Annotated in this window: 16 protein-coding genes and 1 pseudogene; 8 read left to right on the forward strand and 9 right to left on the reverse strand. The window is 71.8% G+C overall.

What is annotated here, in order from left to right:
• Window positions 1–95: 95 nt before the first annotated feature.
• Both ABGB01_RS18770 and ABGB01_RS18775 read right to left on the reverse strand, forming a co-directional pair.
• Entirely contained in the window at window positions 96–1,043 is a 948-nt protein-coding gene (locus tag ABGB01_RS18770; RefSeq protein WP_347774737.1) for a DNA polymerase ligase N-terminal domain-containing protein, read from the reverse strand.
• Window positions 1,044–1,052: 9 nt separating this feature from the next.
• Window positions 1,053–2,069 carry a LacI family DNA-binding transcriptional regulator gene (locus tag ABGB01_RS18775; RefSeq protein ID WP_347774738.1) on the reverse strand — a complete coding sequence of 339 codons (1,017 nt, stop codon included), beginning with the start codon at window positions 2,067–2,069 and terminating at the stop codon, window positions 1,053–1,055.
• Window positions 2,070–2,150: 81 nt separating this feature from the next.
• On the opposite strand from ABGB01_RS18775, the gene ABGB01_RS18780 reads away from it, so the two are divergent.
• Window positions 2,151–3,647 carry an alpha-N-arabinofuranosidase gene (locus ABGB01_RS18780; RefSeq protein ID WP_347774740.1) on the forward strand — a complete coding sequence of 499 codons (1,497 nt, stop codon included), beginning with the start codon at window positions 2,151–2,153 and terminating at the stop codon, window positions 3,645–3,647.
• A 31-nt stretch (window positions 3,648–3,678) separates the two neighbouring features.
• Here the strand turns inward: ABGB01_RS18780 and ABGB01_RS18785 are convergent, their stop codons facing one another.
• From ABGB01_RS18785 to ABGB01_RS18810, 6 genes are all read right to left on the reverse strand, one after another.
• Window positions 3,679–4,359, reverse strand: coding sequence for a FadR/GntR family transcriptional regulator (locus tag ABGB01_RS18785; protein ID WP_347774741.1), 681 nt, complete (start codon window positions 4,357–4,359; stop codon window positions 3,679–3,681).
• A gap of 25 nt (window positions 4,360–4,384) precedes the next feature.
• Complete coding sequence (locus tag ABGB01_RS18790) at window positions 4,385–5,407, reverse strand: MBL fold metallo-hydrolase (RefSeq protein ID WP_347774743.1); 1,023 nt, start codon at window positions 5,405–5,407, stop codon at window positions 4,385–4,387.
• Between the two features lie 44 nt (window positions 5,408–5,451).
• Complete coding sequence (locus ABGB01_RS18795; protein WP_347774744.1) at window positions 5,452–6,567, reverse strand: steroid 3-ketoacyl-CoA thiolase; 1,116 nt, start codon at window positions 6,565–6,567, stop codon at window positions 5,452–5,454.
• Between the two features lie 43 nt (window positions 6,568–6,610).
• A complete protein-coding gene (locus ABGB01_RS18800) occupies window positions 6,611–7,606 on the reverse strand; it encodes a sigma-70 family RNA polymerase sigma factor (protein ID WP_347774746.1) in 996 nt (331 codons plus the stop codon).
• A 225-nt stretch (window positions 7,607–7,831) separates the two neighbouring features.
• Complete coding sequence (locus ABGB01_RS18805) at window positions 7,832–8,506, reverse strand: TetR family transcriptional regulator (protein WP_347774747.1); 675 nt, start codon at window positions 8,504–8,506, stop codon at window positions 7,832–7,834.
• 167 nt (window positions 8,507–8,673) lie between these two features.
• Window positions 8,674–8,934 (reverse strand): hypothetical protein, encoded by a 261-nt coding sequence (locus tag ABGB01_RS18810; RefSeq protein WP_347774992.1) that lies wholly within the window; start codon window positions 8,932–8,934, stop codon window positions 8,674–8,676.
• Between ABGB01_RS18810 and ABGB01_RS18815 the strand changes: the two are divergent.
• From ABGB01_RS18815 to ABGB01_RS18845, 7 genes and pseudogenes are all read left to right on the forward strand, one after another.
• Window positions 8,882–8,989: pseudogene (locus tag ABGB01_RS18815) on the forward strand (hypothetical protein); the annotation flags it as partial. The gene ABGB01_RS18810 and the pseudogene ABGB01_RS18815 sit on opposite strands and share 53 nt — an antisense overlap.
• A 98-nt stretch (window positions 8,990–9,087) precedes the next feature.
• Window positions 9,088–9,297 carry a hypothetical protein gene (locus ABGB01_RS18820; protein WP_347774994.1) on the forward strand — a complete coding sequence of 70 codons (210 nt, stop codon included), beginning with the start codon at window positions 9,088–9,090 and terminating at the stop codon, window positions 9,295–9,297.
• The gene (locus tag ABGB01_RS18825) at window positions 9,297–10,328 is read left to right on the forward strand and encodes an acyl-CoA dehydrogenase family protein (protein WP_347774749.1); all 1,032 of its coding nucleotides are present in this window, start codon (window positions 9,297–9,299) and stop codon (window positions 10,326–10,328) included. Before ABGB01_RS18820 ends, ABGB01_RS18825 begins: the two co-directional genes overlap by 1 nt.
• Complete coding sequence (locus ABGB01_RS18830) at window positions 10,328–11,482, forward strand: acyl-CoA dehydrogenase family protein (RefSeq protein ID WP_347774750.1); 1,155 nt, start codon at window positions 10,328–10,330, stop codon at window positions 11,480–11,482. Before ABGB01_RS18825 ends, ABGB01_RS18830 begins: the two co-directional genes overlap by 1 nt.
• Before the next feature lie 32 nt (window positions 11,483–11,514).
• The gene (locus ABGB01_RS18835) at window positions 11,515–12,411 is read left to right on the forward strand and encodes a bifunctional MaoC family dehydratase N-terminal/OB-fold nucleic acid binding domain-containing protein (protein WP_347774751.1); all 897 of its coding nucleotides are present in this window, start codon (window positions 11,515–11,517) and stop codon (window positions 12,409–12,411) included.
• Window positions 12,411–12,824, forward strand: coding sequence for a MaoC/PaaZ C-terminal domain-containing protein (locus ABGB01_RS18840; protein ID WP_347774753.1), 414 nt, complete (start codon window positions 12,411–12,413; stop codon window positions 12,822–12,824). The genes ABGB01_RS18835 and ABGB01_RS18840 overlap by 1 nt, the downstream gene beginning before the upstream one ends.
• 17 nt (window positions 12,825–12,841) lie before the next feature.
• Entirely contained in the window at window positions 12,842–14,008 is a 1,167-nt protein-coding gene (locus tag ABGB01_RS18845; RefSeq protein ID WP_347774754.1) for a lipid-transfer protein, read from the forward strand.
• A gap of 26 nt (window positions 14,009–14,034) precedes the next feature.
• On the opposite strand, the gene ABGB01_RS18850 is transcribed toward ABGB01_RS18845, so the two are convergent.
• Window positions 14,035–15,537 (reverse strand): sigma factor-like helix-turn-helix DNA-binding protein, encoded by a 1,503-nt coding sequence (locus tag ABGB01_RS18850; protein ID WP_347774755.1) that lies wholly within the window; start codon window positions 15,535–15,537, stop codon window positions 14,035–14,037.
• Window positions 15,538–15,577: the final 40 nt, after the last annotated feature.

The raw sequence follows: 15,577 nt of genomic DNA on the forward strand, positions 1-15,577 counted from the left end.
GCTGTAGCCATGGTGGTTTGGACGCCGGCCTCGTGGTGGATCGGTCGCCACGGACGTGGGCGTCGCGGCCATGCCGGCGGCGGTGGATCGGGTGGTCAGGAGGGGATGAAGAGCCAGGACTTGGACGGCCCCGGTTCGTACGGTGCGTCCAGTCGCTTGGCCACCACCCCCGGCAACCCCTGTTCGCGGGCCGCCTGCCGCACCGGCCCCGCCTCGCCCGGCCAGGACGGCGCGGTCTGCCAGTGGGCGCCCGCGAGGTCGAGCGCCTCCAGCGCGGTCCTGCGGGCCGTGTAGGGCTGGTCCACCAGCGACTGCCCGTCGTCGTAGAGGAGGTCGTAGAAGACCAGGATCTCGGCGCCCCCGAGGGTGGCGAGCTCGCCGTCGAGCAGGGCCGTGCGGCTGCCGAACGACTCCGCCAGCTCGCGCAGCCACGGGTGCTCGCGGGATGCCGTGGTGCGGCCGCCCTCGACGGGCACCAGGAGCCGGCGCCCGCCCCACGCGAACTCGTAGGCGTAGGCGGAGGCGTCGCGCGGCGGTCTGGCGCGTTCGGTGGGCAGCATGGGCTCGACGTCGGGGAACGGGTCGCGGACCGGGGGGTCCATGCGGTGGATCATCCAGTTGTCGCCCCGGGTCTGGAACAGCACGAACCGGCCGGAGGCCCGCGTGCCGTGCAGGACGACCTTGACCTCGCGCTCCGACCACTTCTCCGTGTCGTACGTGCCGGTGTCCCAGATGGTCATGGTGCCGCCGCCGTACTCGCCCTTGGGGATCTCGCCGTGGAAGGTGAGGTATTCCATCGGGTGGTCCTCGGTGTGCACGGCCAGGTGGTTGGTGGCGGGGTCGGCGGGCAGGCCCTTGGGCACGGCCCAGGAGACCAGCACGCCGTCGCGTTCCAGCCGCAGGTCCCAGTGGAGCGACCGCGCGTGGTGCTCCTGGATGACGAACGCCCGGTCGGCTCCAGGGGCCGGGGCTTCGGCGGGGATGGGTTCGGGGGTGCGTTTGTCGTCGCGCTTGCTCCGATATCTCGCGAGTTTGTCGGACACAGCAGGGTCCTACCCGCCCGTGCTCTCTCTGATCATCAGCTCGTACGCCACCCGGACCTCCCGAGCCTCGGCCGGCGAGCCCTTGGCCATGCGGGCGGCCAGCAGATCGACCGCCTGGCGGGCGATCGCCTGTTTGTCGGGGGAGATCGTGGTGATGGTCGGGGTGGCGTACCTGCCGTCCTCGATGTCGTCGAAGCCCGCCAGCGCCACCTCGCCGGGCACGGCGTGGCCGCGCTCCAGCAGCGTGCGCAGGGCGCCGAGGGCCAGCAGGTCGTTGAAGCAGAAGACCGCGTCCGGCGCCTGGCCCGAGTCGAGCAGCCGGGCCATCGCGCGCGCGCCGTCGGCGCGGTGGTAGGTCTCGACGTGCTGGACGAGCCGGTCGTCGGCGGGCATGCCGGCCTCGGCGAGTGCCTCGAGATAGCCCGCCAGCCGCAGCCGTGACGTCTCCGCCGCGGGGTCGTCCTGGGCGCCGATCGCCGCGATGCGCCGCCTGCCGGTCGCGGCCAGGTGAAGGGTGGCCTCCTTGGCCGCCGCCACGTTGTCCACCACGACGTGGTCGGCGGGCCCGTCGTAGACGCGCTCGCCCAGCAGGACCATGGGCGTGTCGTCCATGCGGGCGGCCAGGTCCTCGGGCGTCAGCGCGAGCGGGCTGAAGATCAGGCCGTCGATCAGGTGGGCGCGGAACCCCTCGGCGACGAGCTGTTCGCGCTCGCGGGACGCGCCCGTCTGGTCGATCAGCACGGTCAGCCCGTGTTCCCCCGCCGCGGTCACCACCAACCTGGCCAGCTCCGCGAAGTAGGGGATGTCCAGCTCGGGCACGGCCAGGGCGATGATCCCGGTGCGGCCCTGCCGCAGGTTTCTGGCCGACAGGTTGGGACGGTAGTTGAGCTCCTTGATGGCCGCCTCGACCCGGCTCCTGGTGGCGGAGGTGACGTGCACGTAGCCGTTGACGACGTTCGAGACGGTCTTCACCGAGACTCCGGCCAGCCTGGCCACGTCCTTGAGACCGACACGGGGTTTCTCCATGACGTGTAAGTGTAAAACCTGTTTACAACGTTGAATACAACGATGTATAGATGGGCAGAGCCCCGAGAAGGAGGACTGCCCATGGAATCCGCCAAGCTCACCCTGGACCCGGCGTTCGAGGTCGGCCCGGTCGAAAGACGACTGTTCGGCTCGTTCGTCGAGCACATGGGGCGCTGCGTGTACACGGGCGTGTTCGAGCCCGGGCACCCGCGGGCGGGCGACGACGGGCTGCGCCGCGACGTCATCGAGCTGACCAGGGAGATGGGCGTCACCACCGTGCGCTACCCGGGCGGCAACTTCGTCTCCAACTACGAATGGGAGGACGGCGTCGGGCCCGCCTCCGAGCGGCCCACAAGGCTCGACCTGGCCTGGCGGCAGATCGAGACGAACGCCTTCGGGCTGGACGAGTTCATGACCTGGATGCGCGAGGTGGACGCCGAGCCGGTGATGGCGGTCAACCTGGGCACCAGAGGCATCCGGGAGGCGCGCGACCTCGTCGAGTACGCCAATTTCCCCGGTGGCACCCGGTGGTCCGACCTGCGGATCAAGCACGGCGTGCCGGAGCCGTACGGCATCAGGGTCTGGTGCCTGGGCAACGAGATGGACGGGCCCTGGCAGATCGGGGGCAAGACCGCCGACGAGTACGGCAGGCTCGCGTTCGAGGCGGCCAAGGCCATGCGCCGGGTGGACCCCGGCCTGGAACTCGTCGCCTGCGGCAGCTCGAACATGCGGATCGCGACGTTCGGCTCGTGGGAGGCCACGGTCCTGGAGCACTGCTACGACCAGGTCGACTACATCTCCGCGCACTCCTACTACGACCCGGTGGGCGGCAGCCGGGCCGACTTCCTGGCCTCGGCCGTGGAGATGGAGCAGCAGATCGAGGGCGTGATCGCCACTGCCGACCACGTGGCCGCCAAGCTCGGCAGCCGCAAGCGGCTCAAGGTCTCCTTCGACGAGTGGAACGTCTGGTCGCAGAGCCTGTTCGGCGGCGAGAGCAGCCTGGACTGGGAGCACGCGCCGCGCATCATCGAGGAGGAGTACGACGTGGCCGGCGCGGCCGTCGTAGGCAGCCTGCTTATCACCCTGCTCAACCATGCCGACCGGGTCGGCATCGCCTGCCAGGCCCAGCTCGCCAACGTGATCGCCCCCATCCGCACCGAGCCGGGCGGGCCCGCGTGGCGGCAGACGATCTTCCACCCGTTCGCGTTGACCGCCGCCCATGCCTGCGGCCGCATCCTGCGCGTGCAGGCCACGGCGCCGGTCATGCCGACCGAGCGGTATGGAGAGGTGCCCGTGCTGGCCACCGCGGCGACGCTGGACGACGACCGGCTCGCCGTCTTCGCGGTCAACCGCGGCGACCGGCCGCTGCCGGTGGAGATCGACCTGCGCGGCCTGCCGCAGGCGTCGGACCTCTCGCACGTCACGGTCGCCGACGACGACACGGGCGCGCGCAACACCGAGAGGGACCCGCACCGGGTCGAGCCGAGGATCATCGACGGGGCGGCGATCGACGGCGACCGGCTCACCGCGGTCCTGCCGCCGGTGTCCTTCAACGTCCTGAAGGCGCGGCTCTCCTAGCGCCGGGAATCGGCGGCGTGCCGCCCGGCGATCAGTCGAGCTCCAGGGCCCGGCGCAGCCACGACTCCACCCCGGCCACGTGCACGGTGGCCCAGGAGCGGGCGACGTCGGGCCGGCGGGCGGCGATGGCGTCGTAGATCGCGGCGTGCTGCTCCCTGGTCTTCTCCATCGCGCCCTCCTGCGTGAGCCCGCGCCAGATCCGCGCCCGGGTGGTCGGACCTGACAGGCTCTCGATGAACGAGCAGAGCACGCTGTTGCCCGACCCCCTGGCGATGCGCTGGTGGAACTTCAGGTCGTTGGCCACCAGCTCCTCGACCGTGGGCTCGGCGGGCAGCGCGTCGAGGATCTCGCGCAGCTCGGTGATGTCCCGGTCGGTCATCAGCTCGGTCGCCATCGCCGTCGCGGCCGGCTCGAGGATGCGGCGGACCTCGAAGAACTGCAGCACCGTGTCGTCGCGGTGCAGGTCGAGCACGAACGACATGGTGTCGAGCAGCAGGCGCGGCTCCAGGCTGGTGACGTAGGTGCCGTCGCCCTGGCGCACGTCGAGCACGTTGATCAGCGACAGCGCGCGCACGGCCTCGCGCAGCGAGTTGCGTGACAGGCCGAGCCGTTCGGCGAGGTCGGCCTCCTTGGGCAGCCGGTCGCCGGGGGCGAGCTCGCCGGAGACGATCATCTGCTTGATCTTGTCGATGGCCGCGTCGGTGACCGCCACGCTTCTCTCCCTAGACATCGGATGTCTAGGAGTCTAGGGCCTGGAAGCGGACCGGCTCGACACCGGCGTGGCGGCGCACGTGGCCCTGCACCTCGAGGGCGCGCAGGTGGGCCGCGGCCTCACCGGCCGCCATGCCTCTCAGCATGGGGGACAGCTCGTCCCACGGCCTGTTCCAGGTCATCATCGCGGCGACCTCCCAGATGGTCAGCGGCTCCGGCCGCTCGGCCAGGAGGGCGCGCAGCCGTTGGAGCTTCTCCTCGTGATGGTCGCGGATCTCGGCCGCCCGCGCGGCCACATCCGGAAATGTCCATTCATGTGCTGGCAGCGCGTCCAGCGGCCCGAACCCGGCCACCCGGTCCAATGATTGCAGGAAATCACCGAGCGGATCGATGTCGTCCCGGTCGTAGGGATAGATGCCGACGTGCGGGGTGATGCCGGGAAGGACGTGGTCACCGGTGAAGAGCCGATCCGCGTCCTCCAGGTGCAGGCAGATGTGGCCGGGGGTGTGGCCGGGCGTGTGCACGGCCCGCAGCCGGCGTCCAGGCAGGTCCACCAGGTCGCCGTCGCGCAGCTCGCGATCGGGCGGCGCCGGCGGCGCGGGACGGCCGCCCATCGCCTCGCGCGCCTCGCCGGGATCGGCCCCCGCCCGCCTGAGCATGTCGGACTGGAACGCGTCGTGCGCGTCGCCCGCGTACTCGATCATGAGCCTGACCAGCGCCGCGTCGTCCTCGTGCATGGCGATCCACGCCCCGGACGCCTCCCTGACCTGCCCGGCGAGCCCGGCGTGGTCGGGGTGGAAATGGGTGACGACCACCCCGTGCACGGAGGCCACGTCCATGCCGAGCGCGGCCAGGCCGCCGCTCAGCGCCTCCCACGCCTCCGGGTGGTTCCACCCGGCATCGACCAGCACCGGCCCCGCGGGTGACTCGACGGCGTAGACGAGCGTGTAGCCGAGCGGGTTGCCGGGGATCGGCACCGGCACGCTCCACACCCCGCCGCCGAGGTCCTGCGGACGTTGCTCGATGTACGGCCTGCGTCTGGTCTTCATATGCCCCCGATCGTGTTTCCCTGCGTGACAAGCGTGCTGAAGAATCAGCCGATGCGCTCCAGGATCGTCGCCGTGGCCAGCGCCCCACCCGCGCACATCGTCACCAGCGCGGTCGCCGAGTCCGACCGCTCCAGCTCGTGCAGAGCCGTGGTGACCAGCCGCGCTCCCGTGGCGCCCACCGGGTGGCCGAGCGCGATCGCGCCGCCGTTCGGGTTGACCCGGTCCAGGTCGGGCTCGTGCACGCTCGCCCATGACAGCACCACCGACGCGAACGCCTCGTTCACCTCGAACCTGTCGATGTCGCCGATCGTCATGCCGGCCGCGGCGAGCGCCTTCGCCGTCGCGTCCACCGGTCCGTCCAGATGGTAGTAGGGCTCCGCGCCGACGAGGGCCTGCGCCAGGATGCGCGCCCGGGGCCGCAACCCGTGCCGGCGCGCCGCCCCCTCGCTCATCACCAGCACGGCCGCCGCTCCGTCGGAGATCTGGGAGGACGTGCCCGCCGTGTGCAGCGCGCCCTCCGCCACCGGCCTGAGCCCCGCCAGGCTCTCCACGGTGGTCTCGCGCAACCCCTGGTCCCTGCGCACCTCGCCGACGGGCACGATCTCCCGCTCGAACCGCCCGTCGGCCCACGCCTTGGCCGCCAGCCGCTGCGAGCGCGCCCCGAACCAGTCGAGCCGCTCGCGCGTCAGCCCGCGCCGCCGCGCGATCCGCTCGGCCGCCGTGAACTGGTCGGGCAGGTCGATGGCCCAGTCGTCGGGGCGCGGGCTGGCGGGGCGTACGTTGCTGCCCAGCGGCGCCCGGCTCATCACCTCGACCCCGCACCCGATGCCGGCCTCGATCACGCCCGCGCTGATCAGGGCCGCCGCCAGGTGCACCGCCTGCTGCGACGACCCGCACTGCGCGTCGATCGTGGTGACGCCCGTCTGGTAGGGCAGCCCGGCGTAGAGCCACGCGTGCCGGCCGACGTGCCCGCCCTGCTCGCCCGCCTGCGTCACGCAACCGGCGAACACCTGGTCGACGGCGGCCGGCTCGAGGCCGGAGCGCTGCACCAGCCCGTTCAGGGCCGTGGCCAGAACCTGTTGCGGTTTGAGATCGGCGAGCCAGCCAGCCCGCTTGCCGATGGGAGTGCGGACGGCCTCGACGATCACAGGTGTGCCCACTGTCGCCTCCAGAACGATGCTCTGGAGGCGACAGTAACGCGTTCTACTTTGTCGCGGAAGCCTCGGCCGGCAAAGTCTCCGGCAGGCCGAACGTGTCGAACAGGCGCTTTTCGAAGAACATCCCGACGTGGCCGATGTGCTCTCCGGAGAACGTCACCACCATCAGCGCGAACCGCCGGTGGACGCCGCCCTCGAGGTGGTAGAGCGCGTAGGCCGGCTGGCCGTTGGCCGCGATCGGCACCAGCCGCAGGTCGCCCGCCTTCTCCGCCGGGCAGCGCCCCTTGACGAGCTCGACGATCGTCCGCGGCCCTTTGTACCACCCCACGAACGGCGGCATCTCCCAGATGGCGTCCTCGGTGAACAGGTGGACCAGGCTGTCGATGTCGTAGCTCTCGAACGCCGCGACGTAGCGGTCGAGCTGGTCACGCTGCTCCGGCGTCAGCGGCTCGACCGGGTCGTCCATGGTCGGCGACACCTCCTTGAGCTGGGCACGGGCCCGCTGGTGGAGGCTGTTGACGGCCGCGGTGGAGACGCCGACCGCCTCGGCCACCTCGGCCGCCTTCCACCGCAGCACGTCGCGCAGGATCACCACCGCGCGCTGCCGGGGCGGCAGGTGCTGCAGCACGGCGATCAGCGCGAGCCTGATGCTCTCGCGCGAGGTCACGATCGTGGCCGGGTCGTCGGCGCCCGCGCCCGCCAGCGCGTCGGGCACGGGCTCCAGCCACGGCACCTCGTGGTCCTGCACCAGAGGCGCGGTGGCCTCCGTGCTCGGCGCCCCGAGGCCCGTGGGCAGCGGCCGCCTGCCGCGGCTCTCCAGCGCGGTCAGGCAGGTGGTGGTGGCAATGCGATAGAGCCACGTACGCAGCGAGGAGCGACCCTCGAAGCCGTCGTAGGCGCGCCACGCGCGGAAGTACGTCTCCTGGACGAGGTCCTCGGCGTCGTGCACCGAGCCCGTCATCCGGTAGCAGTGCGCCAGCAGCTCGCGCCGCATCGGATCAGCCTGCCGAAGGAAGTCTTCGTTCGTCGGCTTGTCGGTCATACCTCCCTGTATAAACGCCGCCACTGACATAACGGCGATTCCTTTACCTTCGGCCGGTCGAACCGGGTGGAACAATCATGAATCGACAGGGAAACCACGACCGGTCGGCGGGCCCAGGGCACGCTCCGTAACGGTGGCGCGCCACTGAAGGGTCAGCGGGCGTTTCCTGGAGGGCGGCCGGCCGGCGACGGCGGGTGGCCGGCCACGGCGGAGCCGTAAGGGATCTCAGATGTCGGCGAGCAGTCTGGTGGCGGCGGTCTCGATGCGGCGCTGGATCTGGTCGTACGTGCGCCGCCCGCGCAGCATCTCCAGCAACTCCTGTACCCACACGCTCGCCAGCGACCCCGCGAGGTCGAGCTGCTCCTCGCCGGCGTCCTCGATCGGCAGGCCGTCGGCCGAGACGCGCAGCAGCAGCCCCGTCATCCGGTCGCCGAACGGGGTCTGCACCTCGGCCATGATCAGGGAACGGATGAGCGCGTCGGCCAGCTCGGGCTCGCGCATGAGGCCGCGGGTCGCCCGCATCAGCACGTCGACCGCGCGGCTCGCCGGGGTGGCGGCGCCGGGCGGACGCCGCTCGATGCTGCTCTCCAGCAGGTCGATCTCCTCGCCGACCACCGCCACGACGAGATCCATCTTGGACGGGAAGTAGCGGTAGAGCGTGCCGAGCGCCACGCCCGCGCGCTCGGCCACCGTGCGCATCTGCATGGCCTCGACCCCGCCGCGCGAGGCCAGCGCCGCCGCGGCCTGGACGATGCGCTTGCGGCGCTGGTGCTGGCTGCGACTACGGACGCTGTGCCCGCCGGGGGCGGGGTTGCTGTCGACGGCCCCGTCGATGGGCCCGTCGATGGGCCCGTCGGCGTCGCCGGAGGGCGCGGGGGGCGTCGCGTGCGTGGTACGCATGAGAACACGTTATCTGATTTCTCGATGGCGCGGCTTGTTACTCGCGGGTTACAAACTTGCCGTATAGCCCCATGTCTGTGGGGTTACAGGCGTATATCCCGACTCATTGTGATTGGTGACTACTGGACAGATATTAGAATCTGTTCTAGTTTGCGATTCGTCTGAACCTAGCGCTTGCTGGAGGAGCGATGATCGCGGACACGCTCGCGTCCCTGCTTCTCGCCCGGGCCGAGGACGACCGGCCGGGGCTCGGCATCGCGACCCTGCCCCTGCCCTCCGTCCCGCCCGGGACGTCGCAGCCGGCTCCAGCCGAGCCCGCGGAGCGTCATGTTGTTGTTCACGTCCGGCACCTCGGGACGTCCCAGGGCCGTACGGATCGCGCAGCGCAAGCTCGCCGTCCCCGGCACGAGCCTGGCCGTGATGCTCACGCCCGAGGACGTCGTCTACTGCTCGATGCCGCTCTTCCACTCCGGCGCCCTGATGGCCGCCTACGCCCCCGCCGTGGCGTCGGGGGCGGCGCTGGCGTTGCGGCGGCGTTCCTGGCCTTCCTCGAGTCGCGCCGCGACCTGGGCGCCAAATCCTTGCCCCGCTATATCCGTCTTTCTGAACACTTACCCCAGACGCCGTCGCACAAGGTCATCAAGCGGATCCTCGCCCGCGAGGCCTGGCGCGCCGCCGACCCGGTCTGGCTCCGGACCCCCACCGGGTTCCGGCCGCTGACCGGCGCGGACGTCAAGGGGATCGAGGAGGAGTTCGTACGGCACGGCAGGCACCACCTCTTGGAGCGGTGATGGATTTCAATCTGGACGAGACCCAGCAGGATCTGAAGAAACTGGCGGCCGAGGTCCTGGCCAGGGAAGGGGACGAGGACCGGCTGTGGCAGGCCGGGCTCATGGGCGTGTGCGTCCCCGAGGCGGCGGGCGGGGCCGGGCTCGGTCCGGTGGAGATGGCCGTGGTGCTGCGCGAGGTGGGGGCGCGGGCGGCGCCTGTCCCCGCGCTCGCCACGTTGGTGAGCACGCTGGCCGTGGCCCAGTATGGCACCCCTGACCAGCAGCATCGCGTCACCCGGGCCACCGTCGCGCTCCGCGAGCCCGGCCGCGCCCTGACCGATCCGCCCGTGACGGCGGCGCGCCGTGCGTCCGGTGGGGGCGATGGCGGGTGGGAGCTGACGGGGCGGAAGGTGTCGGTGTCCCATCCCGGTGCGGCGATGCTGGTCGCCGCCGACGAGGGGCTGTTCCTGGTCGAGGATCCCTCCGGCGGCGCACAGACCGGGGCGTCCGGGGGCGGGGTGCGCGGGATGGAGGTGATCCCCGAGTTCGCCTCCACCGGCGAGCCCGCGGCCACCCTCGTGCTCGACCGGACCCCGGCCGAGCGGGTCGGCGGGCCGGAGGCGGTGGACGGGACCAGGCGGCTGTTCATGGCAGCGGTCGCCGCCCAGGCCGCCGGCGTCCTCGCGGGAGCCCTGGAGCTGACCACCTCGTACGTCAGGACGCGCCGGCAGTTCGGCCGGGCGCTGGCCGAGTTCCAGGCGGTGACCATGCAGATCGCCGACGTCTACATCGCGGGAAGAGCGCTCGACGTGGCCGTGTGGTCGGCGGCGTGGCGGCTGGGGGAGGGGCTGCCGGCCGACCAGGACCTGGCGCTGGCCGCGTACCACGTCGGCGAGGCCGTCAAGGCGCTCCACACCTGCCAGCACCTGCACGGCGGGCTCGGCCTCGACGTGACGTACCCGCTGCACCGCTATTTCGCGCAGGCCAAGCACCTGTCCCACCTGCTCGGCGGCGCCGACGCCCAGCTCGACCTGATCGGAGCGCTCGTCTGATGCTGATCGACCTCACGCCTGAACAGCGCGCGCTCCGGGACGAGTTGCGCGAGTACTTCCAGGGTTGCCTGACCGCCGATGACCGCAGGAAGATCGCCGAGGACCCGTTCGGCGAGACGTACATGGAGCACTGCCGCATCCTCGGCCGCGACGGCAAGCTCGGCCTGGGCTGGCCCAAGGAGTACGGCGGTGGCGGCTACGGCCCCCTGGAGCAGCAGATCTTCGCCAACGAGATCGCGCGGGCGGGCGTGCCGTACCCGATCATCACGGTGCAGACCGTCGGGCCCACGCTCATGCAGTACGGGACGCGCGAGCAGAAGGACTTCTTCCTGCCGCGGATCCTCGCCGGCGAGTGCCACTTCGCCATCGGCTACAGCGAGCCGGAGGCGGGCACCGACCTGGCCTCCCTGCGGACCACGGCGGTGCTCGACGGCGACCACTACGTCGTCAACGGGCAGAAGATCTTCACCAGCGGCGCGCACTACGCGCAGTACATCTGGCTCGCGGCCCGTACGAACCCCGAGGCCAAGAAGCACAAGGGCATCACCATGATGATCGCCGCCACGGACGACCCCGGCTTCTCGTGGACGCCGATCGTCACCATGGACGGCCGCCACCACACCAACGCCACCTACTACTCCGACGTGCGCGTCCCCGTGACCATGGTGGTCGGCGAGGTGGACCGGGGCTGGGACCTGATCGTGAACCAGCTCAACCACGAACGGGTCACCCTGGGCCCCGCGGGGAACCTCGGCCAGACCTACGACCGTTTCCTCGCCTGGGCCCGCCGTACGGGGTTGGCCGACCATCCGGACGTACGGCGCGCGCTGGCCAGGGTGTGGGCGGCCTTCCGCACCAACGAGCTGCTCAACTGGCAGGTCGCGGCGAACATGGACCTCGGCTGGCTTGGGGCTCCCGACGCGTCGGCCACCAAGATCTACGGCTCGGAGCGGATGCAGGAGGCGGGCAGGATCGTCGGCGACACCCTGGCCAGGTACGGCGACCCGTCCGATCCGGAGACGGCCGAGCTGCTCGAACGCGTGGACCACGGGGTCAAGGGCGCGGTGGTGCTGACGTTCGGCGGCGGGGTGAACGAGGTGCAGAGGGAGCTGATCGCGATGCTCGGGCTGGGTCTGCCGAGGCCCCCGCGATGAGCGACCCGCGACCCGGAACTCGCGCTCCCGCGATGAGCGAGGACGAACTGCACGAGCTCGCGGGCAAGCAGGCGGCGCTGGGCGAGGTGCGCGGCGCCCCGGCCCCCGACCCCGTGAACGAGCCCATGATCCGGCACTGGCTGGCCGCCATGGGCGACGCCAACCCGGCCTACCTGGACAAGGGCCTGGCCCCGCCCGCGATGGCGCAGGTGTGGACCATGCGGGCCGCGCGAGCCAAGGACCGCTCGCCGGTGGACGACCTGCTGGCCGCGCTCGACGCCGGCGGCTACACGGGCGTGGTGGCGACGAACTGCGAGCAGACCTACCACCGCTACGCGCGCCTGGGGGAACGGCTGACGCCCGCCACCAGGTTCACGGACCTGGCGGGCCCCAAACGGACCGCGCTCGGCGTGGGCTACTTCGCCACCTGGAACGTCACCTGGTACGGCGACGGCGACGAGCCGGTGGCGGAGATGCTCTTCCGCGTGCTCAAGTTCCGGCCGCGGGAGGGCGCCCGCGAGGAGCGGCCGCCGTACCCGCTCCAGCCGGCGACCAACCAGGACACGGCGTTCTTCTGGGAGGGCGCGAAGAGCGGCGAACTGCGCATCCAGACCTGCGCCGACTGCGGGCGGTTACGCCACCCGCCGGGCGCCCTGTGCCCCCGCTGCCGCTCCTCCCGCCTCACCTACACGGTCGCGAGCGGCCTCGGGACGCTCTACAGCTACGTCGTCCACCACCATCCGCCGGTGCCCGGCCGCGAGACCCCGTTCGTGGTGGGCGTGGTGGAGTTGCCGGAGGGCGTACGGATCGTCGGCAACGTCGTGGACTGCCCGCCCGGGCAGGTGGAGATCGGCATGGCGCTGCGCGTGACGTACCGGCCGATGGACGACCGGCTCGTCCTTCCGATGTGGGCCCCGGAGGAGTCGTGATGCGAACGCTGACAGCGGACGAGGTCGAGGCCGGCTCCGAGCTGCCGGAGTCGTCGATCGACCTCACGCCCACCGTGGTCGTCTCGACCGCCCTGGCCACCATGGACTTCACCCCGGTGCACCACGACCGGGACCGGGCCCGCGCCCAGGGCTCGAAGGACATCTTCCTCAACATCCTGACCACCATGGGCCTGGTCGAACGGTACGTCACCGACTGGGCGGGCCCCGAGGCCGTCATCAGGGGCATCGACGTCCATCTCGGCGTCCCCGCGTACGCGGGCGACCGCCTGAGCTTCACCGGGACGGTCGTGTCGCGCGAGGACGGCCACGTCACGGTCGAGGTGCGCGGCAAGGTGAGCCTGGGCTTCCACGCCACCGCCACCGTCGCCCTGACCCTTCCCCCAGCCGGTTGAACCAGAAGGAGCAGGCGTTGTCGCGAACGAGCGCCGCCATCGCGGGCATCGGCGCCACCGAGTTCAGTAAGAAGTCAGGACGATCGGAGCTGCGGCTCGCCGCCGAGGCCGTGCTGTCGGCGCTGGACGACGCCGGGCTGTCACCCGGCGACGTGGACGGGCTGGTGACCTTCACCCAGGACGCCAACCAGGAGATCGCCGTCGCCAGGGAGACCGGCATCGGCGAGCTGACGTTCTTCTCCCGCGTCGACTACGGAGGCGGCGCGGCCTGCGGGACCGTGGCGCACGCCGCCATGGCCGTGGCGACGGGCATGGCCCGTACGGTGGTGTGCTACCGCGCCTTCAACGAACGTTCGGGACGCCGCTTCGGCCAGCCGAACGCCGGGTTGGGTGGCGAACCGACCTCGCAGGGGCTGGAGATGAGCTGGCACGTGCCGTTCGGGCTGATGACGCCGGCGGCCTGGGTGGCCATGTTCGCGCAGCGCTACCTGCACGTCCACGGCGCGACCTCCGAGGACTTCGGCCGGGTGGCGGTGGCCATGCGCAGGCACGCGGCCACCAACCCGGCCGCCTGGTTCTACCAGCGGCCCATCACGCTGGAGGAGCACCAGGCGTCGAGGTGGATCGTCGAGCCGCTGCACCTGCTCGACTGCTGCCAGGAGAGCGACGGCGCGGTGGCGCTCGTCGTGACCAGCGCGGAGCACGCCCGCGACCTGCGCCGCTCCCCGGCGGTCATCACCGCGGCGGCCCAGGGCGCGGGCGCGGACCAGATGATGATGACGAGCTACTACCGGGACGACATGACCGGCCTTCCCGAGATGTCCGTCGTCGGCCGGCGGCTCTGGGAACAGTCCGGCCTGACGCCCCAGGACATCCGGACCGCCATCCTGTACGACCACTTCACCCCGTTCGTGCTCACCCAGCTGGAGGAGCTCGGCTTCTGCGGTCGCGGCGAGGCGCCGGAGTTCCTCAAGGACGGGGGCATCGAGCTGGACGGCCGCCTGCCGGTCAACCCGCACGGCGGGCAGCTCGGGGAGGCGTACATCCACGGCATGAACGGCATCGCGGAGGCGGTGCGACAGATCAGGGGCACCGCCGCCAACCAGCTCACCGGCGTCACGAACGTCCTGGTCACGGCGGGAACGGGCGTGCCCACCAGCGGCCTCATCCTGTCCGCGGGCTGACCCGCGGGCCCGGTGGCCGGCGGGCCTCAGCCGTTGAAGACCGGCATGGAGAAGAAGACGATCATCGCGATCGCCACGCACATCAGGAACCCGACCAGCTCCCAGGCCCAGTCGTAGTGGCGATCCCCGCGGCGCCGCGCCTTCTGCGGCCCGACCGGCGCAGGACGTCGTTTCGGCGCGGGCCTGGCCCGCACCGGACGCGGCGCCAGCACGGACGTTTCGCGAGCGGACGTCTCGCGAGCGGGCGCCTCGCGAGCGGGCGTCTCACGAGCGGACGGCTCGAACGCGGACGGCCCGAACGCGGACGGCTCGCCGGCGGGAGCCTCCTTGCTCAGAGGGTCCTTCTGCAGGTCAGGCAGCCGATAGACCGGCTCGGGCGGCTTGGCGGGCGTGGTGGACGGGGCGGGCGCGGCGGGTGTGGGTGCGGCGGCCTTCCCGCCGGTCCTGGTACGCGGCCGGAACAGTGGCGCGGCCTCCCGCACCTCGTCCTCCCCCCGCGACGGCGGCGCGACCGCGCGGGCCGGCCCCTTGTGGACGAGGACGTCCCCGGTCATGTACGGGTCGGGCGCGTCCTTGGGCAGGATCACGTCGCCCGTCGCGAACGGCCCGGGACCGTCGGGCTCGGGAGCGGCCATGAAGAACGGACGTTCCCCCGCCGGCGAGGAGGACGGCCAGGAGCCGCCGAGCGGATCCCTGAGCGGCCTGATGGAGCCCAGCGGGTCGCGCAGCCGATGGTGATCGTCGGTGGACTCGCGGAACTTGGGCATCGGGGCGGTGGTCGCGTCGTGCTCCGGCACCTGCGCAGGCGAGGGCGGCGTCAGCAGCTCGGCGGGGAAGATCACCGTGCTGGTGGCGGGGTCCGCCTCGGCCAGTGGCTGCGGCCACATCGGTGGGCTGGGCCAGCGCGGCTTCACGAACAGCGGCCCAGGAGCCGCGGAACGGGAGCCCGCGAAGTGGATGCGCAGCGCGCCGGGCGGCTGCGGCCACGGCAGGCGGCCGAGCACGTCGTGCAGCGGCGCCACGTGCAGCGCGCCGTAGACGTCCGCCACCGGCTTGGGCACGCGGATCCCGGTCGCGGCCAGTGCCGTGCCGAGCGTCTCCCTGAACCGGTTCGCGGCCGCCACCGTGAGCTCGTCGGCGGTGTCGGGCGCGATGTCCAGCACCCACGCGAGCTCGGCCCTGCTCAGCCCGCACACCGCGGACAACACCAGCACCTCGCGCTGGTGGGGCCGCAGCTCGCGCAGGACGCGCTCGACGAGGGCGGTGGCCGGGTCGATGAGCGGGTCGACGGCGGGCGGCGAGTAGACGATGTCCCGCCGGTGGATCTCGCGGCGGGCGAACGCGTAGAGGGCTGCGCGGGGCGGCTGGGCGACCGGGACCCCGGTCAGCACGGCCACCAGGACATCGGACGCTGAGCCGAGGTCCCCGAGCTGGTCAGCGCAGTACGCGAACAGCCCGGAGGCATGACGGTCGTAGAGCTCTGCGATCAGTTCGGCGCGGGGGCGCTGATCGGTGAGCGGCTGGGACACGGGCCGATCCTCTTGCTGTGGGCCGACGCTGAGGGTGAGG

The sequence above is a fragment of the Nonomuraea sp. B5E05 genome, from assembly GCF_039880665.1.
GTDB lineage: Bacteria > Actinomycetota > Actinomycetes > Streptosporangiales > Streptosporangiaceae > Nonomuraea.

Coding starts and splice junctions, on each gene's coding strand:
- ABGB01_RS18800 (WP_347774746.1), bottom strand. CDS start 7,606: ATGACCGACAAGCCGACGAACGAAGACTTCCTTCGGCAGGCTGATCCG.
- ABGB01_RS18780 (WP_347774740.1), top strand. CDS start 2,151: ATGGAATCCGCCAAGCTCACCCTGGACCCGGCGTTCGAGGTCGGCCCG.
- ABGB01_RS18805 (WP_347774747.1), bottom strand. CDS start 8,506: ATGCGTACCACGCACGCGACGCCCCCCGCGCCCTCCGGCGACGCCGAC.
- ABGB01_RS18835 (WP_347774751.1), top strand. CDS start 11,515: ATGAGCGAGGACGAACTGCACGAGCTCGCGGGCAAGCAGGCGGCGCTG.
- ABGB01_RS18825 (WP_347774749.1), top strand. CDS start 9,297: ATGGATTTCAATCTGGACGAGACCCAGCAGGATCTGAAGAAACTGGCG.
- ABGB01_RS18775 (WP_347774738.1), bottom strand. CDS start 2,069: ATGGAGAAACCCCGTGTCGGTCTCAAGGACGTGGCCAGGCTGGCCGGA.
- ABGB01_RS18790 (WP_347774743.1), bottom strand. CDS start 5,407: ATGAAGACCAGACGCAGGCCGTACATCGAGCAACGTCCGCAGGACCTC.
- ABGB01_RS18830 (WP_347774750.1), top strand. CDS start 10,328: ATGCTGATCGACCTCACGCCTGAACAGCGCGCGCTCCGGGACGAGTTG.
- ABGB01_RS18840 (WP_347774753.1), top strand. CDS start 12,411: ATGCGAACGCTGACAGCGGACGAGGTCGAGGCCGGCTCCGAGCTGCCG.